This is a genomic window from Paraburkholderia pallida (genome assembly GCF_004524855.1).
GTDB classification, from domain to species: Bacteria; Pseudomonadota; Gammaproteobacteria; order Burkholderiales; family Burkholderiaceae; genus Paraburkholderia; species Paraburkholderia oxyphila.
In genome coordinates this window covers 60,548-83,995 of record NZ_CP038148.1, presented here as the reverse complement: position 1 = coordinate 83,995, position 23,448 = coordinate 60,548, and the positions used below count along the sequence as shown (strand labels likewise).

15 protein-coding genes are annotated in these 23,448 nt (G+C 67.2%); 8 read left to right on the top strand and 7 right to left on the bottom strand.

Features of this window, described 5'->3' with window-relative positions:
• Window positions 1-46: 46 nt before the first annotated feature.
• Both E1956_RS00325 and E1956_RS00315 read right to left on the bottom strand, forming a co-directional pair.
• Complete coding sequence (locus tag E1956_RS00325) at window positions 47-916, bottom strand: carbon-nitrogen hydrolase family protein (RefSeq protein WP_134746410.1); 870 nt, start codon at window positions 914-916, stop codon at window positions 47-49.
• A gap of 182 nt (window positions 917-1,098) precedes the next feature.
• Window positions 1,099-5,628, bottom strand: a complete 4,530-nt coding sequence (locus E1956_RS00315) for a YhdP family phospholipid transporter (RefSeq protein WP_232071195.1) — start codon at window positions 5,626-5,628, stop codon at window positions 1,099-1,101.
• Window positions 5,629-5,848: 220 nt separating this feature from the next.
• Here E1956_RS00315 and glnE point away from each other — a divergent pair, with 220 nt between their 5' ends.
• Window positions 5,849-8,677, top strand: coding sequence for a bifunctional [glutamate--ammonia ligase]-adenylyl-L-tyrosine phosphorylase/[glutamate--ammonia-ligase] adenylyltransferase (gene glnE / locus E1956_RS00310; RefSeq protein ID WP_134746408.1), 2,829 nt, complete (start codon window positions 5,849-5,851; stop codon window positions 8,675-8,677).
• Window positions 8,678-8,713: 36 nt separating this feature from the next.
• Here the strand turns inward: glnE and recN are convergent, their stop codons facing one another.
• Both recN and E1956_RS00300 read right to left on the bottom strand, forming a co-directional pair.
• Window positions 8,714-10,393 carry a DNA repair protein RecN gene (gene recN / locus E1956_RS00305; RefSeq protein ID WP_134746406.1) on the bottom strand — a complete coding sequence of 560 codons (1,680 nt, stop codon included), beginning with the start codon at window positions 10,391-10,393 and terminating at the stop codon, window positions 8,714-8,716.
• A 7-nt stretch (window positions 10,394-10,400) separates the two neighbouring features.
• Entirely contained in the window at window positions 10,401-11,312 is a 912-nt protein-coding gene (locus tag E1956_RS00300) for an NAD kinase (protein ID WP_028216095.1), read from the bottom strand.
• A 257-nt stretch (window positions 11,313-11,569) separates the two neighbouring features.
• On the opposite strand from E1956_RS00300, the gene hrcA reads away from it, so the two are divergent.
• The 7 genes from hrcA to pabB all read left to right on the top strand — a co-directional run bounded on the left by hrcA (window position 11,570) and on the right by pabB (window position 21,119).
• A complete protein-coding gene (hrcA, locus tag E1956_RS00295) occupies window positions 11,570-12,589 on the top strand; it encodes a heat-inducible transcriptional repressor HrcA (RefSeq protein WP_134746404.1) in 1,020 nt (339 codons plus the stop codon).
• 252 nt (window positions 12,590-12,841) lie between these two features.
• Complete coding sequence (gene hemH, locus E1956_RS00290; protein ID WP_134746402.1) at window positions 12,842-13,909, top strand: ferrochelatase; 1,068 nt, start codon at window positions 12,842-12,844, stop codon at window positions 13,907-13,909.
• 88 nt (window positions 13,910-13,997) lie between these two features.
• Window positions 13,998-14,405, top strand: a complete 408-nt coding sequence (locus E1956_RS00285) for an RNA-binding S4 domain-containing protein (RefSeq protein WP_134746400.1) — start codon at window positions 13,998-14,000, stop codon at window positions 14,403-14,405.
• Between the two features lie 514 nt (window positions 14,406-14,919).
• The gene (gene grpE, locus E1956_RS00280; RefSeq protein WP_134746398.1) at window positions 14,920-15,498 is read left to right on the top strand and encodes a nucleotide exchange factor GrpE; all 579 of its coding nucleotides are present in this window, start codon (window positions 14,920-14,922) and stop codon (window positions 15,496-15,498) included.
• 237 nt (window positions 15,499-15,735) lie between these two features.
• Window positions 15,736-17,679, top strand: coding sequence for a molecular chaperone DnaK (gene dnaK, locus E1956_RS00275; RefSeq protein ID WP_134746396.1), 1,944 nt, complete (start codon window positions 15,736-15,738; stop codon window positions 17,677-17,679).
• Window positions 17,680-17,992: 313 nt separating this feature from the next.
• Window positions 17,993-19,123: a molecular chaperone DnaJ gene (gene dnaJ, locus E1956_RS00270; RefSeq protein WP_134746394.1), complete on the top strand. Its 1,131-nt coding sequence runs from the start codon at window positions 17,993-17,995 to the stop codon at window positions 19,121-19,123.
• Between the two features lie 58 nt (window positions 19,124-19,181).
• On the top strand, window positions 19,182-21,119 hold the full coding sequence (gene pabB / locus E1956_RS00265) for an aminodeoxychorismate synthase component I (RefSeq protein ID WP_134746392.1): 1,938 nt from the start codon (window positions 19,182-19,184) through the stop codon (window positions 21,117-21,119).
• A 198-nt stretch (window positions 21,120-21,317) separates the two neighbouring features.
• On the opposite strand, the gene panB is transcribed toward pabB, so the two are convergent.
• The 3 genes from panB to folK are packed head-to-tail and all read right to left on the bottom strand — an operon-like array spanning window position 21,318 to window position 23,422.
• Complete coding sequence (gene panB, locus E1956_RS00260) at window positions 21,318-22,133, bottom strand: 3-methyl-2-oxobutanoate hydroxymethyltransferase (RefSeq protein ID WP_134746390.1); 816 nt, start codon at window positions 22,131-22,133, stop codon at window positions 21,318-21,320.
• Window positions 22,134-22,175: 42 nt separating this feature from the next.
• Window positions 22,176-22,856, bottom strand: coding sequence for a deoxynucleoside kinase (locus tag E1956_RS00255; RefSeq protein ID WP_134746388.1), 681 nt, complete (start codon window positions 22,854-22,856; stop codon window positions 22,176-22,178).
• Window positions 22,853-23,422 carry a 2-amino-4-hydroxy-6-hydroxymethyldihydropteridine diphosphokinase gene (folK, locus tag E1956_RS00250; RefSeq protein ID WP_134746386.1) on the bottom strand — a complete coding sequence of 190 codons (570 nt, stop codon included), beginning with the start codon at window positions 23,420-23,422 and terminating at the stop codon, window positions 22,853-22,855. The genes E1956_RS00255 and folK overlap by 4 nt, the downstream gene beginning before the upstream one ends.
• Window positions 23,423-23,448 lie beyond the last annotated feature (26 nt).

The window sequence follows — 23,448 nt, the reverse complement described above, 5'->3', positions numbered from 1 at the left end:
CGAAACGTCTTGAAATCAAGCGCTTCGGTCAAGGTTTCAGGTCGTGTCAGGGGCAGTCGAGTACGCGATGCCGCCACGCGGGCAGGCTCGCGCGCACGGCGGCAATGCGTTCGAGGTCGATGTCGCCGATCACCACGCCGGGGTTCTCGTCGCGCACGTCGACGATCTCGCCCCACGGGTCGATCAGCATGCTGTGGCCCCAGGTGCGGCGGCCGTTCTCGTGCTGGCCGCCTTGCGCCGCGGCGAGCACGTAGCACTGGTTCTCGACCGCGCGGGCGCGCAGCAGGGTCTCCCAGTGCGCGCGGCCCGTGGTGTATGTGAATGCGGACGGTACGACCATCAGCGCGCAGTCCCCCATACGTCGATAGAGCTCGGGAAAGCGCAGATCGTAGCAGACCGACAGGCCGACGCGGCCGAACGGCGCGTCGAAGGTACGCACCTCGGCGCCGGGGCGGATCGTGCGCGCCTCGTCGAACGATTCGGCGCCTTTTTCGAAGCTGAACAGGTGGATCTTGTCGTAGCGCGCGCGCTCCGCGCCGCTCGGATCAAACACGAGCGTGGTGTTCAGCACGCGCGTTTCCTCGGGTGCCTTCAAAGGCAGCGTGCCGCCGATGATCCAGACACCGTGACGCTTCGCAGCATCGGCGAGGAAGTGCTGGACCGGACCGTCGCCGTAGGCCTCGCGCACGGCGAGCTTGTCGCTGTCCTTGTGGCCCATGAAGCAAAAGTATTCCGGCAGCAGCACGAGGCGCGCGCCTTGACTGACGGCTTCAGCGATCAGGCGATCGGCTTCGGCCAGGTTGCGTTCGCGATCGGGTGTGCTGACCATCTGCAACGCCGCGACGCGAAACGGCGTCTCGGCCGATCCACTGAATCCGCTGGAGGCGGACGTTGCGGGAGAGGGAGTATCGCTCATCGACAGTTCTTGAATGATCAGAAGAGGGTGGTCCCGGGATCAGTGTGTTGTGCGGCGCGATTAGTGGCACAGGCACGCACGCGCCGTGCCCGGCTCCCGGTGGTATCGGCCGCGTCGCCCGCATCGGCGGGTGACGCTTGCCTGACGCGGGCGCGAGGCCGCAAAGCGTGGCGAGGCGTTTCTCAATGCGCCACCGCAGGAGCCTGCGGATTCATCTTACCCTGATCGCCTTGCTCCCGCTCGACGTGCGGTTTGGACCAAGGGCCCGTGATGGCGTAGGTCCGTGCGAGCGTCGCTTCGACGGTGTGCAGGAGCAGGAAGTCGGCGGCCAGCGCAGCGACGCCGAAGAGCGGGTTGATCACCGCCGCCGCGATGACGCCCGCGCCTGCGCTCACCGTGGGCACGACGTGCACTTGCAGATCCTGGGTCCGGTGGGCGAGGTCGACGGCACCCGTCATCTGCGCGAGCGCCGGCGCGGTCACGATCTTGAAATCGCTGGTGCGGCCAATGCCGTTCTGGATCTGCCCGGTGGCGGTAACGCTCGTGAACGGCAGGCCTTCGCCGATGACGTCGCGAAAATCCATGGACACGAAGTGCGCGAGGCTCTGCAGGCTCAGCACGCCGAGCAGGGTCGCCACGCCTGGACTGACTTTGAGGATCTGTCCGTGGTGCAGGTCGAGTGCGAGCTTGCCGTCGAGCGTCGGGAAGTCGAGCTGCGTCGGGCCGCCGCGCCATGCGAGGTTGCCGCTGAGCGTGCCCTCGCCACCCTTGAGCACGTGCGTTGCGCCGGCGCGCTCCAGCAGCGCGCCTGCGTCCTTGATGTCGAGATGGAAGTCGAGCGCAGTGCGGCGCGGCGTTTCGGCGGGCGCCGCCTCGTCGCCGACGGCGCGCCAGTTCTCGGTCGCGGTGAGGTGCGCGGCCGGGTTGACGATGTCGAGCGTGTCGAGCTGCCAGACCGGCACGCCGTTGTCGACGTAGTTGTGGGCGTTCATCTGCAGGCGGCCGAGGTCGTGGCCGCGCACGATGAGCTGGTTCACGACGAGGTCGATCGACGGCATGTTCTGGGCGCGCTGCGACATGGCCTGGCCGAGCAGGTCGTTCTCGGTCGCGGCGGGCACGACGAGGCGCGCGAGCCGAGCCTCGAGCGTGCCGGGCGAGCCGGCCACCGGGCCCGGCTTCCACGAGACGTGGCCCGAGACCTGGTTCGACGCGACGTTGGCCTGCCACTCCTTGCCGGTGCGCGTGGCGCCCACGATCACGTTTTCCCAGTGACGCTTGAGCAGCGTGAGCGTGCCGACGTGGACCGCGAAGCGTGAGGGTACGAAAGGCGCGAACGCGCCGCCGGGCACCGCCAGGTTGCTTGCGTCCGCCGTTGCCGTCGCTTGCGATGCGGCTTGTGGCGCGCTGGCGGCCGCCGAGGTTTGCGATGCGGCTTGCGCCGGAGTGGCCGTTGCCAGCGATTGCGATGCGGGTAGCGCAGCGGCCGCTGACGCTTGCATGCCGTCAGCCACTTCGGGCGTCGCGCTCGCGGCACTGGCGGCCACCGCGCTGGCGGCGCGGTTTGCCGCCGTGTTTGTCGCGGCATTGGCCGCCGCGCTTGCCGTCGGGTTTGGCGTCGCGTTCGCCGCTGCATTCGCCGTCGCGCTTGCCGGCGTGCCAGCGCTCGCCGCCGCCGTGCCGCGCAGCTCCTGCGCGACGCGCCGCCATGCGTCGGCGTCGAAGGTGGGCACGTCGACCACGGCGACCACGCCCTCGGTGGGCAGATCGGCGGGCCGGTTCATGGCGATCACGCCGCGCATGACGTCCGGCACGTGGCCCGGATTGCGCCGCAGCACGTAGCGCGCCGCAAAAGGCCCGAGCGCGAGTTCGGCGTGCTCGTACTTCGACGTATCCATGGGGGCGGCCACCGTGCCGGCGTCATTGCTGTCACCGGTGCCGGGTTGCAGCTCGAAGCGCAACGGCATCGCAGTACCGGCGGTCTTGCCGAACGGCGCGGGCAGGTCGATGGCGAGATCGGTGAGATCCGAGTTCGCCTTCACATCAGGCAGATGGCCGCGCATGCCCGCTACGGAGAGCGACCAGGGCGCCGAGCCCGAGAAGCGGCCGAGCACCGCCGCCGGCGTGCCGCGCAGGTTCAGACTGCGCGCGGTGTCGGCGCTCACGGCCACATTGCCCGCGACGTTCACGTTAAAACGGCCGTCCTCGCTCAAGCCACCGTTCGCGCGCACGTCGCCGCCGAGGAAATGCCCCGTAAGACGGTCGACCTGCGCGCTGCGGTTCGTGAAGCGCACCTTGCCGGTGAGGCTGGAAAGCGGCGGCACGTTCTGCGCGCTGAGCGTGTCGTTCTCGAACCCGACGGCGCCTGCGACTTTCACCTTCGGCATTGGCTTGCGCGGGATCGTGAGCTTGAGCGCGAACGTGGCCGGCCCTTGCGCCTGCACCTTCGCGGTCGCGTGCTTCGACATCGCGCCGATCGAGCTGTTGTCCGCGTAGTCGAGCAGGTCCGCGAGCGGCCCGCTGCCGGCGCCCTCGATCACGAGATCGGAGCCCTTGATGCCCAGCTCGTCGATGCGGCCGCTCACGTCGCGCAGCACGAAGTTGCGGTAGTGGCCGTGCGCCACATCGAAGCGCAGCTTGTTCTCGTGGAGCCGGAACACGCCGTCGATGCCGTCGAACGCGGGCCAGACATTTGGCGCCCCGTTGCGCAGTTTGCGCGGCGGATACGGCGACGGGTCGAAGCGCCCGTTCTGGAACGGCGCGACGATGCGGAACTGGCCCGCCTGCGGGTCGCGCGAGTAGGGGAATAGCGCGAGATCGCCGTGAATCTCGAGCGTCGCGCCCTTCGAGAGGCCCGCCTGCAATCCGTGGCCCAGATAGGTGCGGGTCTTTTCGCTGATGCTGGTGGGCAGGTAGCGCGGGATGGCCTTGACCTGCGCCGTATCGAACTTCGCGACGAGGTCGAGCGCGCCGCGTCCATGGCCGGGGTTCGTGTAGTGCGCGGTCATGATGGCGCGCGCGTCGGCGTTCTGCACGCCCAGCTTGCTCACGTCGACGGCGAACGCCTTGAGCTTGTTGCCGGGTTCGCGCTGCGCGGCGACCGTCCAGGTCATGGCGCCCCACAGACGGTCGAACTTCAGGCGCGGATCGTCGAACACGCCGGGCATCGTGAGGGCGGTCGCGACCGTGTCGAGGTGCAGCGAGCCGTGCGATTCGTCGGCATCGATGTGCCCCCAGAGGTTTTCGATGCCGGGCAGGCCCGCGCGCGGGTGGCCGCGCGGCGTGAGGCCGGGGCCCGGCTCCTGGGCCGCCACGCTGATGCCCTGCAGGTCGCCCTTGAAGCGATAGTGTGTGATGGGCTCGGCGCCCGCGGTGCGCTGCTCGGCGGCCGCTTCGCCCGCCTCGGGCGTGGCGCGCTCCATGGCGAGCTCGTAATTCGCGATGAGCCCTTGCGGATTGAAGCGCACGAGCGCGGATTCCGCGCGCGCGGGCAGCGGCAGGGCGCGCATGAATTCGGCGAGGATGCCCAGGTCGACCCGGTCGCCGTGAACTGAAAAGAGCTGGCCGTGCTGCAGCGACTGCTTGCGAAAGCGTCCATCGAGCGTCGTGAACGCGAGCGTGCGCGTGACCGGCGTGCCGTCGTCGAGCGGCGGTTGGCCGAGCTCGGCGTGGAAGTCGTTCAGCTGCAGCGTGTAGTCGCCGGGCTCGATCCCCATGCGCCAACTGAACTGCGCGACGGGCAGATCGAGGCGCGGCTGGGTCGCCTTCACGCGCAGGGCGATGTCGTTGCCGCTCAGCACGCCGTCGGCGGATTTGATGCGGCCCGCATCGAAGCGCGCCCAGATCGCGTTGTCGATGCGTCCTGCATAAGTGGTGAGCGGCAAGTCGATGTAGCGCGCGAGCGTGGGCAGGTCGACGGGGCCGGTCGAGATGTAGGCGTCGCCGCTCCAGCCAATCGGCTTGCCGGCCTGCGTGGCGCGCGCGTGCTTGAAGTGCGCGCGGAAGTCGAGCGGCCCGTGCAGCACCGTGCCCTCGGCGGGCGCCTGGAGCGCGATGCGGTGGTCGTAGCCGTCGTTGAGGATGGCGAGGCGGATGTCCGAGAGCTTGAGCTCGGGCACGCTGCGCGTGGCGTCGTTCCAGCGCAGCGTGCCGCCGCGCAGCACGATGGCCTGCTGGCGCATGAGCCAGGTCGTGAAGGTCGCGTTGCCCGTGTGCGCCGTGGGCACGGGCACGCCTGCGACGGTGAGCGTGCCGTCGTCTTCGCGCGCGATCAGCACGTCGGGGCGCTCGACCACGACGCTGGAGAGCAGCAGCTCGAAGGTGACGAGCGAGCGCCACGACACGGCTGCCGTGGCGTGCGGCACGTTCAGCGCGATGTTGCCGTGGCGGTCGCGGATCGTCAGCCCGGTGACGCCGATGCCGGGCTGAAAGCCCGACCAGTGCGGCGAGAGCTTCTCGATGCGGAACTCGGCGTGGATCTTGTCGGAGACGAGCTTCTCGATGCGCGGACGAAAATCGTCGACGTGGGGCAGCACGACATAGCGCAGCCCGAGCAGCAGCACCGAGACGATGAAATAGAGGACGAGCGCAATCGCGGCCAGCACGCGAAACGTGTGGCGCAGGACCGGATGATGGTGATGTGAGTCCGCGTCGGCGCTTTCCCGGCTGGCATGTCCGGTTTGATGCGGGCCGGCGGGTTCGTTACGCTCGGACATGCTGCGGCGGGTGGGGTATGGTAGCGTTGCGTTCTGACGTCGAAATGTATCACAGGGGGCCGTGGGGCCGGCCATCCGGGGAAGCCGGGATGGCTTGCGGCGCGCTGATGCACGGGGTTCTTCGCACGGCGGCGGGGGCGATTGAAGCAGTTGAAGCCGCTTCAGGCAACGCCCACGCCTACCCACCCACCCCCGCTCAACGAGCCGGGCAAGATCCTACATGACTAACGTTCCCCTTCTGAGTTCCAGCTATTCGCGCTATGCAGCGCGTGTCTACGGCGCTCGCCCGGGCCTCGCCGCCCAGGTCGAGGCGCTTGCCGCCGAGCCGCTCACGCGCGAGCGCATCGCCGCGCGGCTCGATACCTTGTGCGACGAGGCGCGTGGCGCGGCCTCCGCCAATCCCGGCCAGCCCGCCGCGCCGCTCACCGACGAGCAGTTGAAGAGGGCGCTGCGCCAGCTGCGCGCCGAGGTGATCTGCACGGTGATGGAGCGCGACCTCGCCCGCGTGGCCGATGTCGGCGAAGTCACAGGCGCCATGACCGATCTCGCCGAAGTGACCATCCAGCGCGCGCTCGCGGTCGTGAGCGCGGACCTCGAAACGGTTTTCGGCGAGCCGCGCGGGCCGAACGGCGAGCGCCTGACGCTCGGCGTGGTGGGCATGGGGAAGCTCGGCGGGCGCGAGCTCAACGTTTCATCGGACATCGACCTGATCTTCGTCTACGAGGACGACGGCGAGACCACGGGCGGCCAACGCTCGCCCATCGCCACCCAGGACTTCTTCGCGCGCGTGGGCAAGCGCTTGATCGGCGCGCTCTCCGATGTGACGGCGGACGGCTTCGTGTTTCGCGTCGACATGCGGCTGCGCCCCAATGGCGACTCGGGGCCGCTCGTCTGCAGCCTCGGCATGCTAGAGGAATACTTCTACGTGCAGGGCCGCGAATGGGAGCGCTACGCGTGGATCAAGGGGCGGCTCGTCTCGGAGGAGACGAGCGAGAGCGCGCTGCGCCTCGCCTCGCAGCTCGAAGGGCTCGTGAAGCCGTTCGTCTACCGGCGCTATCTGGACTTCGGCGTGATCAGCGCGATCCGCTCGCTGCACGTGCAGATCCGCCACGAGGCGCAGCGCCGCGCCAGCATGCGTCCCGACAAGGCCGACGACATCAAGCTCGGGCGCGGCGGCATCCGCGAGATCGAATTCAGCGCGCAGGTGTTCCAGCTGATCCGTGGTGGCCAGGACGCGGGTTTTCGCGTGCGGCCGACGCTCGCCGTGCTCGGCTACGCCGCAGCGCGCGGGATGATCGCGTCCGAGGTCTGCGGTGAGCTCACGTGCGCATACAACTTTCTGCGCGAGCTCGAGCATCGGTTGCAATACCGCGACGACGCGCAGACTCACGCGATGCCCGTCGACCCCGAAGAGCGCCTGGCGCTCGCGAAGTCGATGGGCTTTGACGACTATGCGGCGCTGATGGCGGTGCTCGAGACGCACCGCGAGAACGTCGAGCGCCAGTTCGACCAGATCTTCTCCGACAAGGTGAGCGGCGATGGCGGCTGCGCCGCGCCCGAGGACGGCGCAGCCGCCTGGGTCTGGAGCGACGCGCTGACCGAGGAGGGCGCCGATGGCGCCTTGCTCGAAAGCCTTGCGGATCTCGGCATCGACGACCCGGCGCCGCTGCTCGCGCGCCTGCGCGGGCTATGGCAATCCTCGCGCTATACGGGCCTGCCGGAGAAGAGCCGCGAGCGCTTCGACAGCGTCGCGCAACGCGCGCTCGAAGCGGCGCGCACGCTCGAGCCGCGCGAGCGGCGCGGCGACACGCTCGCGCGCATGTTCGACCTGCTCGAAGCGGTGATCCGGCGCGGCGCCTATCTCGCGCTGCTCACCGAATATCCGGATGCGCTCAACCGCGTGCTCAAGGTGCTGGGCGGGTCGCGCTGGGCGGCGGGCTATCTGATCCGCCATCCGCAACTGCTCGACGAGCTGCTCGACGATGAGGCCGTCGCCACGCCGTTCGACTGGCCGGAGTTCTCGCGCCTGTTGCGCGTGCGGCTGGCGGCGGCCGCCGACGTCGAGCAGCAAATGGACCTGCTGCGCCACGCCCACCAGGCCGAGGTATTCCGCATCTTGCTCAACGATCTCGCGGGCCGGCTTTCGGTCGAGCACGTGAGCGACCGGCTCTCCGAGCTCGCGGATGCGGTGCTCGACGTGACCATCGAAACGGTGTGGAAGCAGTTCGCCAAGCGCCACCGCGAGGTGCCGCGCTTCGCGGCAATCGCCTACGGCAAGCTCGGCGGCAAGGAACTCGGCTATGCGTCGGACCTCGACCTGATCTTCCTCTACGACGACGAGGACGAGCGGGCTGCCGAGATCTACGCGACGTTCGCGCGCCGCCTCATCACGTGGCTCACGACGTCCACGGGCGCGGGCACGCTCTTCGACGTGGACTTGCGGCTGCGGCCCAACGGCGAATCGGGGCTGCTCGTCACCGATCTCGGCTCGTTCAGGCGCTACCAGCTGCGCGAGGGCGATGCCGCGAACACGGCATGGGTCTGGGAGCACCAGGCGCTCACGCGCGCGCGCTTTTCGGCGGGGGACGCCGCCATCGGCAACGCGTTCGAAGCGATTCGCGTGCAGGTGCTCACGACGCCGCGTGATGCGGCGCCGCTGGCCCAGGAGATCGTCGAGATGCGCCAGCGCGTGGAAGACGGCCACCCGAACCGCACCGAGCTCTTCGATCTGAAGCACGACCGCGGCGGCATGGTCGACATCGAGTTCCTCGTGCAGTACTGGGTGCTGCTGCACGCGGCGCAGGACCCCGAGCTGATCCGCAACACGGGCAATATCGCCCTGTTGCGAGAGGTGTCGCGCTTCGGGCTGATGAGCGAGGAGGAGGCCGATACGATCGGCTCGGCGTACCGGCTCTATCGCAAGCTCCAGCACCAGTTGCGCCTCGACGGCATGGAGACGGCGCGCGTCGCTCCCGCGCGGGTCGAGCGCGAGCGCGAGGTCGTGCTCGCGCTGTGGAGGCGGGTGTTTGGGGAGCGGGGGAAGGTGTAGTGCGCGTGCGAGGAGTCTGGCGGCGAATGAATTACCTCAAGCCGCCAGCATCTCCTTCGCGTGCCGGCGCGTGGTGGCGGTAATCTCCAGCCCGCCGAGCATGCGCGCGACTTCTTCCACGCGGCCCGGCCTGTCGAGCGGCGTGACGACCGAAACGGTGCCGCCATTGCCGTCGCCGGACTTCGAGACCTGGAAGTGATGATCGCCGCGCGCGGCAACCTGGGGCAGGTGCGTGACGCACAGCACCTGGCGCGCGCGGCCGAGCTGATGCAGCAGGCGCCCAACCACTTCGGCTACGCCACCGCCGATGCCGGTGTCCACTTCGTCGAAAATCAGCGTGGGCGTGGGGCTCGCGGCGCTTGCGATCACAGCGAGCGCGAGGCTGATGCGCGCGAGCTCGCCGCCCGACGCGATCTTCGCGAGCGGACGCAGCGGCACGCCCGCGTGGCCCGCCACGCGAAATTCGATTTGCTCGAGACCATGCGCGCCGCCGATCGGCTCGCCGTTCGCACTGCTGCCGAGCGGCACCAGCGCGACCTCGAAGCTGCCGCCCGCCATCGACAGTTCCTGCATCCCTTGCGTGACCGCTGCGCCCAGCGCCTTGGCGGCTTTGCCGCGCGCCTTCGAAAGCTGGCGGGCCTCGGCGAGATACGCTTCGTGCGCCTTGTCGGCGGCGGCGCGCAGCACGTCGAGATCGGAGGCGGCGTCGAGCGCGGCGAGCTGGGCGCGGCGCGCCGCGTGTTCTTCGGGCAGCGATTCTGCGTGCAGGCGGAACTTGCGCGCCGCCGAGTGCAGCGCGTCGAGCCGGTGTTCGACCTGCGCGAGCCGTTGAGGATCGAGGTCGAGCCGCTGCGCATAGTGCGAGAGCGAGTACGCCGCTTCCTGCAACTGGATCGCGGCGGGCTCGAGCGCAGCGAGCGCATCGCCGAGCGCGGGATCGACTTCGGCGAGATCGCGCAGCTTCGAGAGAATCGAGTTCAGATGCGAGATCATCGCCTCGTCGGATTCCGAGAGCGCCGCGAGCGCACCTTGCACGCCTTCGATCAGATTCGCCGAATTCGAGAGCCGCACGTGCTCGGCATTCACTTCCTCCCACTCGCCCGGTTGCGGCGCGAGCTTGTCGAGCTCGGCGAGCTGCCAGGCGAGGCGCTCGCGCTCGAGCTGCAGCTCGCGATCGCGTGACATCGCGGTTTGCACGGCGAGGCGCGCGTCGCGCGCGGTGCGCCACGCGCGCGTGACGGCAGCGGCCATCTCGGTCAGGCCCGCATGCGTGTCGAACAGCTCGCGCTGCGCGTCGGGGCGCATGAGCAGCTGATGGGCGTGCTGGCCGTGAATGTCGACGAGGCGCTCGCCCACTTCGCGCAACTGCGCGAGCGTGGCCGGCGTGCCGTTGATGAACGCGCGCGAGCGCCCGCCGCTATCGACCACGCGGCGCAGCATCACGGTGTCTTCGCCGTCGGCCGTGGTGAGCGCCTGCGCCTCGAGCCAAAGGGCGACGTGCGGCGGGGCGTCGAATTCGGCGGTGATGTCGGCGCGGGTCTCGCCCGTGCGCACCACGCCGGCGTCGGCGCGCGCGCCGAGCGTGAGGGCGAGCGCATCGATCAGGATCGACTTGCCCGCGCCGGTCTCGCCGGAGAAGACGGAAAAGCCGTGGTCGAATTCAAGGTCGAGCGCGGCGACGATCACGAAGTCGCGGATCGAAAGATGGCGGAGCATGGCGGCCTCAGTCTTCCGGGTCGTCTTGTAGCGAGGGATGTTCGTTCCAGTGCAGCTTCTGGCGCAGGGTCCGGAAATAGCTGTAGCCGACCGGGTGCAGGAAAGGCACGGTATGGCGTGAGCGGCGTACCTCGATCACGTCATTCAGCTCTAGCGCCGTGAACGACTGCATGTCGAAATTCACGTTCACATCGCGGCCCGCGACGACCTGAATGCTGACCTTGCAGTCGTCGGGCAGCACGATCGGGCGATTCGAGAGCGCGTGCGGCGCGATCGGCACGAGCACGATGCCCTGCAGCTGCGGATGCAGCAGCGGCCCCTGCGACGAAAGCGAGTAGGCGGTCGAGCCCGTGGGCGTGGCGACGATCAGGCCGTCCGAGCGCTGGTTGTACATGAAGCGGCCGTCCACGTGCACGCGCAGCTCCGCCATGCCCGAGAAGCCGCTGCGGTTCACCACGACGTCGTTGAACGCGAGCGCGTGGTAGATCGGGTCGCCGTCGCGCGTGATGCGCGACTCGAGCAGCGAGCGCTCCTCGCGCTCGAAGCTGCCCGCGAGCAGTTGCGGCACGACTTCCTGCATGTCGGCGAACGGGATGTCGGTGATGAAGCCCAGACGCCCGTGGTTGATGCCGATGAGCGGCGTGCGGTAGGGCGCGAGCTGACGCCCGATGCCGAGCATCGTGCCGTCGCCGCCCAGCACCACGGCCACGTCCGCGCGCGCGCCGATTTCGGCGATCTGCAGCGCCGGATAGCCGGCGGCGCCGATCTCCTGGGCGGTCTGCGCTTCGAACACGACGTCGAAGCCGCGCTGCGAAATATTCTGCGCGAGCGCCATCAGCGGCTCGCCGATGCCTGGCGTGTTGCTGCGCCCGACGAGCGCAACAGTCTTGAACTGGCTCTGGATCTTCTGGATCTGCATGCCGGCATTACACCATAGTCGGGTCTCGAAAAGAACCTGGCGCCCCTTGCCCACGGGGCGCGGGCCAGCGCTGCGCCCCTTTTTTGCAGGCGGCCATGACACGATGATGACGCACCTATGACAGCGGCGCGAATCCGGCCGCTTTTCCGGGGCGCCCGGGCCGCCCCGTCAAGCGCTGCCTGCGCGGGCTCGCCGGTCGCCACGGCGCTCGCGGGCGGACTCGCCGCCGACACGGCATTAGGCTAAAATTTTCAGTCATGCTAGATCCCCGCGCACAAACCCTCCTCAAAACGCTGATCGAGCGCTACATCGCCGAAGGTCAGCCGGTCGGCTCGCGCACGCTGTCGCGCTTTTCCGGCCTGGAACTGAGCCCGGCGACGATCCGCAACGTGATGTCCGACCTCGAGGAGCTGGGGCTCGTGTCCAGCCCGCACACCTCGGCGGGGCGTGTGCCCACGCCGCGCGGCTACCGCCTGTTCGTCGACACCATGCTCACGGTCGAATCCGCTGCCGACGAGGACGCGGTCACGCGCGTGGTCCAGACCACGCTGCGCCCCGGCGAGCCGCAGAAGGTGGTGGCGGCGGCGGCCAGCGTGCTCTCGAATCTCTCGCAGTTCGCGGGCGTGGTGCTCACCCCACGGCGCAGCCACGTGTTCAAGCAGGTCGAGTTCATGCGCCTTTCGGACAAGCGCATCCTGCTCATCATCGTGACGCCCGAAGGCGACGTGCAGAACCGCATCATGGCGACGCAGCGCGACTTCGCGCCTTCCGAGCTCATCGAAGCCTCCAATTACATCAACGCGCACTTCGCCGGCCTCTCGTTCGATGAGGTGCGTCGCCGCCTGCGCGAAGAAATCGACGCGCTGCGCGGCGACATGACGACGCTCATGCACGCCGCCGTGACCGCGAGCACCGACGAGACCGACACGGGCGAGACGGTGCTCATTTCCGGCGAGCGCAACCTGCTCGAAGTGGCCGATCTGTCGTCGGACATGGCGCGCCTGCGCAAGCTCTTCGACGTGTTCGACCAGAAAACGAGTCTGCTGCAGCTGCTCGACGTGTCGAGCCACGCCCAGGGCGTGCAGATCTTCATTGGCGGCGAGTCCAACCTCGTGCCGATCGAGGAGATGAGTGTGGTGACCGCGCCCTACGAAGTGAACGGCAAGATCGTCGGCACGCTGGGCGTGATTGGCCCAACCCGCATGGCCTATAACCGCGTGATTCCGATCGTCGACATCACTGCGCGCCTGCTCTCCCTCACGCTCAGCCAGAACTGAGCGCGCTTGCCTCGCGTTTTCCTTCCTGGGTATCCGATCATCGCCTGAAGCAGCGCGGCGCGCCATTGGCCGAACGGCCAGCGCTGCCGGCGCGACACGCGACGCGCAGTGTGCAAAGCCACCTAGGCGAGCGCCGCAGGGATGCCCCCCGGAGGTCGCTTCGCGGGCGCCTCGGCCTTCGAAGTGCGCCCGCTATAATGCGCACTTGTGCAACCCTTGCCGCGCGTTCAAGTGCGGCGCCCCTGATCGCCTATGCGTTTCGACCTGGAGCGACCCCTGCAGTCCGCCGTCGCGCATCGTGTCGCGGTGCTGCTCATCAATCTGGGCACGCCCGACGCGCCCACGCCGCGTGCCGTGCGCCGCTATCTGGCGCAGTTCCTCTCCGACCCGCGCGTGGTCGAGATCCCCGCGCCCATCTGGCAGGTCATTCTGCGCGGGCTGATCCTGCCGTTTCGCGGCCGCTCGTCGGCGAAGAAATACGCGGCGGTCTGGACGCCCGAAGGCTCCCCGCTGCGCGTGCACACGCAAAAGCAGGCCGACGGCCTGCGCCATCTGCTGCATCTGAACGACTACGCGGTGCTCGTGGACTATGCGATGCGCTACGGCACGCCCGACATCCCGGCGATGCTCAACCAGCTCAAGCTCGCGGGCGCCGAGCGCATCCTGCTCATGCCGATGTACCCGCAATACTCGGCGTCGACCACGGCCACCGCCTTCGACGCCGCGTTTGTTGCGCTGCGACTCATGCGCAATCAGCCGGAAATCCGCACGGTGCGGGCGTATCACGACCATCCGGCCTATATCGGCGCGCTCGCGACCCAGGTGCAGCAGTACTGGCAGGCGCACGGCCGCCCGGACTTCGCGGCGGGCGACCGCCTCGTGCTGAGCTTTCACGGCGTGCCGAGCCGCACGCTCGACCTGGGCGACCCGTACCACGATCAATGCCAGCAGACGGCGACGCTCCTCATGCATGCGCTGGAGCTCACGCCCGTGGAATGCCGCGTCACGTTTCAGTCCCGCTTCGGGCGGGCACAGTGGTTGCAGCCCTATACCGCGCCGACGCTCAAGGAGCTGGGGCAGGGCGGCGTGCGCCGCGCCGATGTGTTCTGCCCCGGCTTTACGGCGGACTGCCTCGAAACCATCGAGGAAATCGGCATGGAGGTGCGCGACGAGTTTCTGCATGGCGGCGGCAAGGAGTTTCACCGCATTCCGTGCCTGAACGCGTCGCCCGCGTGGATCGCAGCGCTGGGCGAAATCGTCGCGCAGAACCTGCAGGGCTGGCCGGTGCGGGCCGCGGCCCCGGCAGGCGCATTGGCCTGAGCGCAGGTGCGCTGCATGAGGCCCGAGTAAGCCACTAAAGCGCCCGCGCTGGCTGACACTCCGGCGGCGTTTATTCAGGAAGCATCGTATGCAATACAAGATCTCGACCGAACCCGGCGCGCGCCTGCGCATCGACAAATGGCTTTGGGCCGCGCGCTTCTTCAAGACACGCTCGCAGGCAACTGACGCCATCGGCAAAGGCCGTGTGCGCATCGGCGGCGACGTCGTGAAGGCTTCGAGAGACGTGCGCGTGGGCGACCTCGTGGAGATCGAGATCGAGCACGTGGTCTGGGAGGTCGAGGTGCTGGGTATCTGCGAGGTGCGTGGCCCCGCGAGCGTTGCGCAGACGCTCTATGCGGAGACCGAGACCGGCCGCGCGCGACGCTCGGCGGAGCAGGAGCGCCGCAGGCTCTTTCGCGAGCCGGCCGCCGTGCTGCATGGCAGGCCGACCAAGCGTGACCGGCGCACTATCGACAAACTTGCGCGTGAGGATTGAAGAGCGCCTCCATCGTTGCGTGGACGCCCCCATATTCCGTCGTGTTCTCGTTCACGACGCCGGACAGGCAGATGGTCGTGGTTCCGGCAATGAGTACCAGAGCGACCACCGAGATGGCAAAGGTCAGTTTCACGGTACTCCCCAAGGGAAAAGCTGCAAAACGCCCAGTACGAGGCCCAACGGCGAAAGACGGGGCCCATTCGGTGCGGTGCCGGACTCAGGGTAAACACGTTGTGAGCAGCACCTGTTCCTGAGTGTAGGTCAGGGTTGGCCCGTACTCAATTTCATTCTTGCGGCGCTGCGGTAATGGTTGTAACGCGCGATTTCGGTGGTTTGACCCATGTATAAAAAAGCCGCCGAAAGCCCTTGAAATAAGCGATCTGGCACCCACGTGCTGTCGCAATGTACAAAGCCGCTGTCGCGCCGGTGCAACGTTCATCGGCGTGACGGACGAGGCGGGCAAAAAACGGTCCGCGCTTTGTTCCCTTTTTACTATTCAACGACGTTCAGCGACATGGAAAACACGCAAGAGAACCCGACGAGCCAGAACCCCACGCCCGCGGACGAGGCGTCGCAGGCCGCTGCCGCCGGCGAGCCGCAACAACAGCCGGCCGAAGGTACCGCGCAAGCGCCGGAAGGCGACGTCCAGGCGGCGCTCGCCGAAGCCCAGGCGAAGGTTGCCGAACTGCAGGACGCCTTCGTGCGCGCCAAGGCCGAGACGGAAAACGTCCGCCGCCGCGGGCAGGAAGATGTCGCCAAGGCGCACAAGTTCGCCATCGAGAGCTTTGCCGAGCATCTGCTGCCGGTCATGGACAGCCTCGAGGCCGCGCTCGCCCACGGTTCGGACGACCTCGCCAAGGTCAACGAAGGTGTCGAGCTCACGCTCAAGCAGCTCGCGGGCGCGCTGGAGAAGGGCAAGGTGCTCCAGCTCAACCCGGTCGGCGAGAAGTTCGACCCGCATCGTCATCAGGCGATTTCGATGGTGCCCTCGGAGCAGGATGCGAACACGGTCGTCGCGGTGCTGCAAAAGGGCTACGTGATCGCCGACCGCGTGCTGCGCCCGGCGCTGGTCACGGTTTCGCAGCCGAAGTAACGCGCCCGGACGGCCTTTTCGTAAGGCATTGGAAAGGCTGGGCGGCGCGCTTCCTGAAGACGCGCCGCCAATTGAAAAAAATTAACGACTGCATAGCCCAAAGCTCTTGAAAACGCCTTTGCGGGACACATTTGGGCAGCAGTGAATTGAAATACCGAATTTGACTGAGGCGAACGCCCCCGCACCACGCGAGAAGCGGCGAACGCACAGCGATCTAAATCTGGAGATTTGAGAAAAATGGGCAAAATCATCGGCATCGACCTCGGCACCACGAACTCGTGCGTGGCGCTGATGGAAGGCAATCAGGTCAAGGTGATCGAGAACTCGGAAGGCGCCCGTACGACGCCGTCGATCATCGCCTACATGGACGACAACGAAGTGCTGGTCGGTGCACCGGCCAAGCGCCAGTCGGTCACGAACCCGCGCAACACGCTGTACGCGGTCAAGCGCCTGATCGGCCGCCGCTTCGACGAAAAGGAAGTGCAGAAGGACATCAACCTGATGCCTTACCAGATCGTCAAGCACGACAACGGCGACGCATGGGTCGCGGCGCACGGCCAGAACCTCGCGCCGTCGCAGGTTTCGGCTGAAGTCCTGCGCAAGATGAAGAAGACCGCTGAAGACTACCTCGGCGAGCCGGTCACCGAAGCCGTGATCACGGTTCCTGCGTACTTCAACGACAGCCAGCGTCAGGCCACCAAGGACGCCGGCCGCATCGCCGGTCTGGAAGTCAAGCGCATCATCAACGAGCCGACCGCAGCCGCACTGGCGTTCGGCCTGGACAAGGCTGAAAAGGGCGACCGCAAGATCGCCGTGTTCGACCTTGGCGGCGGCACGTTCGACATTTCGATCATCGAAATCGCAGACGTTGACGGCGAAATGCAGTTCGAAGTGCTCTCGACCAACGGCGACACGTTCCTCGGCGGCGAAGACTTCGACCAGCGCATCATCGATTACATCATCGGCGAGTTCAAGAAGGAGCAGGGCGTCGACCTCTCGAAGGACGTGCTCGCGCTGCAACGCCTGAAGGAAGCCGCTGAAAAGGCCAAGATCGAACTGTCGTCGGGCCAGCAGACCGAAATCAACCTGCCGTACATCACGGCGGACGCCTCGGGTCCGAAGCACTTGAACCTGAAGATCACGCGCGCCAAGCTGGAAGCGCTGGTCGAAGACCTGATCGAACGCACCATCGAGCCGTGCCGCGTGGCGATCAAGGACGCAGGCGTGAAGGTCAGCGACATCGACGACGTGATTCTCGTCGGCGGCCAGACGCGTATGCCGAAGGTGCAGGAGAAGGTCAAGGAGTTCTTCGGCAAGGATCCGCGCCGTGACGTGAACCCGGACGAAGCCGTGGCAGTCGGTGCCGCGATCCAGGGCCAGGTTCTGTCGGGCGACCGCAAGGACGTGCTGCTTCTCGACGTCACCCCGCTTTCGCTCGGTATCGAGACGCTCGGCGGCGTGATGACGAAGATGATCAACAAGAACACCACGATCCCGACGAAGCACGCTCAGGTTTACTCCACGGCGGACGACAACCAGGGTGCGGTGACGATCAAGGTGTTCCAGGGCGAACGCGAAATGGCAGCCGGCAACAAGCTGCTGGGCGAGTTCAACCTCGAAGGCATTCCGCCCGCACCGCGCGGCGTGCCGCAGATCGAAGTGAGCTTCGACATCGACGCGAACGGCATTCTGCACGTGGGCGCGAAGGACAAGGCGACCGGCAAGGAAAACCGCATCACGATCAAGGCGAACTCGGGTCTGTCGGAAGCCGAAATCGAGAAGATGGTGAAGGACGCCGAAGCGAACGCGGAAGAAGATCACCGTCTGCGTGAGCTGGCCGACGCCCGCAACCAGGGCGACGCGCTGGTGCACAGCACGAAGAAGGCCGTGGCCGAGTACGGCGACAAGATCGACACCTCCGAAAAGGACAAGATCGAAGCCGCACTGAAGGACCTCGAAGAAACGCTGAAGAGCACGTCGGCCGACAAGGCGGCGATCGATGCGAAGGTCGAGGCGCTGTCCACCGCTTCGCAGAAGCTCGGCGAAAAGATGTACGCCGACATGCAGGCACAGCAAGGCGCGGCGGGTGCGGCAGCAGGCGCCGGTGCTGAGCAGGCAGCAGCGCAGAACGCCGCCGACGACGTGGTCGACGCCGAGTTCAAGGAAGTCAAGAAGGACTAAGTCTGCTCGTTCAGGGCCAGGGCATCCGGCGTGATTCGCGCCGGATGCCTCGAGAATCGGGCCCGGACGTTAAGGGCTGAACAGACCGAAGCACGGCCGCATCGGTTACGATGCGGGTCGGCATTGGAGCGCCTGGCGAGCCTTTTGGCTCTCCGGGCACATTTGTTTTATAGAGGCCGTTCTCTTGCAGGGGCCGCCGGGGGCGCAAAAACGCCCGCGCGGGGGTTCGAAGGAACGGCAAACGGGTCACGAGATCCAGCATTCAAGAGGAGCCGGCGTGTGCCGAGAGGCGCGCGGCCGGCGTTGAACCGATATGGCGAAACGGGATTACTACGAGGTTCTGGGCGTCGCAAAGAACGCGAGCGACGACGAAATCAAGAAGGCGTATCGCAAGCTGGCGATGAAGTATCACCCCGACCGCAATCCGGACAACAAGGATGCGGAAGAGCATTTCAAAGAGGTGAAGGAAGCCTACGAGATGCTGTCGGACTCGCAAAAGCGCGCGGCTTACGACCAGTACGGCCATGCGGGCGTCGATCCCAACATGGGCGGCGCGGGTGCGCAGGGCTTCGGCGGTTTCGCGGATGCCTTCGGCGACATCTTCGGCGATATCTTCGGCCAGGCTGCTGGCGGCCGCGGCGCGCGCGGCGGCCCGCAGGTGTACCGCGGCGCGGACCTGCGCTACAGCATGGAAATCACGCTGGAGCAGGCGGCGCACGGCTACGAGACGCAGATCCGCGTGCCGGGATGGAGCGGTTGCGAGGTCTGTCATGGTTCGGGCGCGAAGCCCGGCACCAAGCCCGAGACCTGCCCGACCTGTCACGGCTCGGGCTCGGTGCGCATGTCGCAGGGCTTTTTCAGCATTCAGCAGACCTGCCCGAAGTGCCACGGCACGGGTTCCTACATCCCCGAGCCGTGCACGAATTGCCACGGCGCGGGCAAGGTGAAGGAAACCAAGACGCTCGAAGTGAAGATTCCGGCGGGCATCGACGACGGCATGCGCATCCGCTCGGCTGGCAACGGCGAGCCGGGTATCAACGGCGGGCCGGCGGGCGATCTCTATGTCGAGATTCACATCAAGCAGCACTCGGTGTTCGAGCGCGACGGCGACGACCTCCACTGCCAGATGCCGATTCCGTTCACGACGGCGGCGCTCGGTGGCGAGATCGAAGTGCCGACGCTGGCGGGTCGTGCGAGCTTCACGGTGCCGGAAGGCACGCAGTCGGGCAAGACTTTCCGTTTGCGTGGCAAGGGCATCAAGGGCCTGCGCTCGAGCATTGCCGGCGATCTGTACGTGCACGTCCAGGTCGAAACGCCGGTCAAGCTCACCGATCAGCAGCGCGATCTGCTCCAGCAGTTCGAGAAGTCGCTCGTGGAGGGCGGTTCGCGGCATAGCCCGCAGAGCAAGAGCTGGTTCGACCGTGTGAAGAGCTTCTTCGATTGATGCTCGGGTGTGTGCACCGCCTCGTGCGGTGTTCTTCAGGTAGCAGGCGGTAACGTCAATGCCAGTGGCAGTGAACCAGGGCGGCGCGGCGGCTGACGCCATTTTCGCGCTGCTCGACGACGGCGACTCGACGGCGGCCAGCCGGTCGAGCCGTCTTTACACGGGGTTCGTGCGCGAGATCGCGTGCGAGCGTGCGGCGGATCTCGACGCGGTGTGTCGCGAAGTGAACGACGCACTGCGCAATGCCGCGCTGAGCGCGGGGCGGGCACTTCATGCGCTCGTGCTCGGCGACTACGAATTCGGGCGTGCGCTCGAGTTCGCGAAGCAACACGACAGTGCCTCATCCAGCGAAACGCAGCACGGCTCGGCCGCGCTGCGTTTTTTATTGTTCGAACGCTGCGAGCGGCTCTCGCGCGAAGAAGCCGATGCATGGCTTGCCGCGCGCGAGGGCAGCGAGGCGCCGGGGCCGGCAGGTATCGCCGGCGTGACGATGGGCGTCGACCGTGAGCGCTTCGAGCACGACATCGGCGCGGTGCAGGACGCACTGCGTATCGGCGACTCGTATCAGATCAACTACACGTACCGGCTGAGCTTCGAGGCGTTCGGTGCGCCGGTGGCGCTATACCGGCGTTTGCGCGAGCGGCAGCGTGTGCGCTACGGCGCGCTGATCGCATTGCCCGGCGACCGCTGGGTGCTCTCGTGCTCGCCCGAACTCTTCGTCGAAAAGCAGGGCGAAACGTTGCGCGCGAAGCCGATGAAGGGCACCGCCGCGCGTTGTGCGGATGCAGCCGAGGATGCCGCGGCTGCGCGATTCCTTGCGAACGACCCCAAGAATCGCGCGGAAAACGTGATGATCGTCGACTTGCTGCGCAACGACGTGTCGCGCGTCGCGCAGACGGGATCGGTGCGCGTACCCGCGCTCTTCAGCGTGGAGCCGTATGCCTCCGTCTGGCAGATGACTTCGACGGTCGAGGCGAAAATGCGTTCGGGCACGACCTTCGCCGACACGATGCGCGCATTGTTTCCGTGTGGCTCGATCACGGGCGCGCCCAAGCATCACACGATGGAGTTGATCGAGGCGCTCGAGCACGGGCCGCGCGGGCTTTACACCGGCACCATCGGCTGGCTGGATGCGCCGCGCGAGGGCGAGGCCTGCGGCGACTTCTGTCTTTCGGTCGTGATCCGCACGCTCACGCTCGAGGCTGCGCAATCCGGCACATCCGGTGCAATGCGCCGCGGCGAGATGGGGGTGGGCGCGGGCATCGTGCTGGACAGCGTGGCCGCCGACGAATACGAGGAGTGCCGATTGAAAGCGCGTTTTCTCACTCAGGCCGATCCCGGCATCGAGCTCTTCGAGACCCTGTATGCGACGCGCGCCCAAGGCGTGCGTCACATCGAGCGCCATCTCGCGCGGCTTGTGGCGGGCGCGGCATGGCTCGGCTTTCCGTGCGATGTCGATGCACTGCGCGCGCGTCTTGACGAAGCGTGCGCGGCGTTCGCAGGCGCCGACGACAACGCGCCGCATCGCCTGCGGCTCGCGCTCGGCAAGAGCGGGGCGGCAACGCTGACCAGCGCGCCGCTCGCGCCGCTCGCGCACGACACGGTCGGCGTGCTGCTCGCGCCGGATCACGGCTTCGCGCCGGTCGCGTCGGCCGACGCGCTGCTGCTGCGCAAGTCGACGCGCCGTGCCGAATTCGACCGCGCATGGCGCGAAGCCGAAGCGCTGGGTGGCTTCGACATGCTGTTCTTCAACGAGCGCGGCGAACTGACCGAAGGCGGGCGTTCGAACGTCTTCGTGAAGCTCGACGGGCAATGGTGGACGCCGCCGCTGGCGTCGGGGCTGCTGCCCGGCGTGATGCGCGGCGTGCTGCTTGACGACGCGGCGTTCGGGGCGCGCGAGCGCGTGCTCACACGCGAGGACGTGCTGAACGCCGAGGCGCTGATCCTCACCAATGCGCTGCGCGGGGCCGTGTCCGCGCGCTTGATTCACGCCTGATTCGCGCTTGTTTCGATGACCGTGCGCCAGGCCAGGCGCATCGGCGTGCTCGTCGCGAGCTCGAACCGTTTGGCACGAAGCACAGGCACAGGAGAGCGAGCATAAAAAAAGCGCGTCCCGCAAGGAACGCGCTTTTTGCATTTTGTGGCCGGCACCATGCCACTTGGGCTACGCCCGCCGTGCGACGGAAATCCCGCGTCAGAACGCGTGCTCAGGCCCGGGGAAGGTGCTGTCCTTCACGGCCTTCACATAGGCGCGCACGGCCGACTCGATATCGGGCTGTCCCGCCATGAAGTCCTTCACGAAGCGCGGACGCTTGCCGGGGAAGATGCCGAGCATGTCGTGCAGCACGAGCACCTGGCCCGAGCAATCGAGGCCCGCGCCAATGCCGATCGTCGGAATGCGCAGCTGCTGCGTGACTTGTGCACCGAGCGCCGCCGGCACCGCCTCGATCACCACGAGTTGCGCACCCGCGGCCTCGAGCGCCAGTGCGTCGCGCACGAGCTGCGTGGCGCCCGCGTCGGTCTTGCCCTGCACCTTGAAGCCGCCGAACGCGTGCACCGATTGCGGCGTGAGGCCGATATGCGCGCACACCGGCACCGCGCGCTCGACCAGCATCTTCACCGTGGGCGCGAGCCATTCGCCGCCCTCGATCTTCACCATTTGCGCGCCCGCGCGCATGAGCTTCACCGAACTCGCAAAAGCGTCCTCGGGCGTGCCGAAGGTGCCGAACGGCAGGTCGGCGATGATCAGCGCCTTCGGTTGCGCGCGCGCGACGCAGGCCGTGTGGTAGGCGATGTCTTCGAGGGTGACGGGCAGCGTCGTCGTATGGCCCTGGAGCACGTTGCCGAGCGAGTCGCCGATCAGCACGGTGTCCACGCCCGCGCGATCGCACAGCGCCGAGAAGCTCGCGTCGTAGCACGTGAGCATCGCGATCTTTTCGCCGGCATCGCGCATCGCCTGGAGCTTGGGCACGGTGACCGCGCTGCGGCTCGTTTCCTGCAGGTAAGTCATGGGGAGTCCGTTAGGGAGGAAAAAAACCGGACGGCACGCCGCTTAGAGCGACATGCCCTTGACGAAGGATTCCTTGCGGCCGCGCATCGTTTCGATGCGCTCGGCGATCAGCGCAAGGTCCGCATCGGAGTCGAGCGGGTTCAGATTCTCGACGCCGACGGTCAGCACCGGCGCACGGTCGTAATGATAGAAAAATTCGTTGTAGCTGTCGCAGAGCGCCCGCAGGAAAGTGTCGGAGATGTGCTGCTCCGCCGCCACCGCGCGCTTCTGGATGCGCGCGTAGAGCGCTTCGGGGCTTGCCTGCAGATACACCACGAGGTCGGGCGGCGGTGCCTCCACGCGCAGGCGTGCGGCCAGCGCCTCAAAGAGCGGCAGCTCTTCTGCTGAGAGCGTGAGGCGCGCGAACAGGTCGTTGCGCTCGGCGAGGAAGTTCGTCACGAGCGGGGTGCCGGCAGCGCGCTGCGCGGCCACTTGCTGCGAGAGGTACTCGCGCTGCAGCGCCACCGAAAGTTGCGCCGCCAGCGCATGGCGCGATGTATCGCGGTAGAAGCGTTCGAGAAACGGGTTGTCCGCGCGCGAGCCGAGCAGTGTCTGCATCGACCAGCGCTCGGCGAGACGCGTCGCGAGCGCGGTCTTGCCCGCGCCTATTGGTCCTTCGATCGCGAGGTACTGGAGCGCGGGCCGTGTGGCCAAGGCCGTGACGATGGGCAGCGGCGTGCTCATCGGCAATTGCCCGGAGTGCGCGGCGGCGTGACGTCCGGGCCGTCATCGGCGGCGGGTTCGCTGTTCGTGGGGCCGAGACACTGGCACAGCGGCTTCAACTTCTCGATGCGCTGATCCACGACGTCGGGCAGAAACGCGCTGACCACGCCGCGGCCCGGAATGGCGAGCGCGGGATCGATTTCGGCGAGCGGCGCGAGCACGAACGCGCGACCCGTCATGCGCGGGTGCGGCACGATCAGGTCGGGCTCGTCGATGATGGCTTCGCCGTATATCAGGATGTCGATGTCGAGCGTGCGCGGCGCGTTCCGAAAGGGACGCTCCCGGCCGAAGTGGTGCTCGATGCGATGGCACAGGGCGAGCAGATCGCGCACTGAAAGCCGCGTGTCGAGCTTCACGACGCAGTTGAAATAGTCGTCGCCGCCCGCGTCGACGGGCGCGGTGCGGTACAGGCTCGATTTGGCGAGCACGGTGATGGTGTGCTGTTGCGCAAGACACACCACCGCGTCTTTGAGGGTCTGGCGCGCATCCCCCAGATTCGCGCCGATTCCCAGCCAGGCAACCGTCATGGCTTCACTTCCTGTGTTGCGGGAAC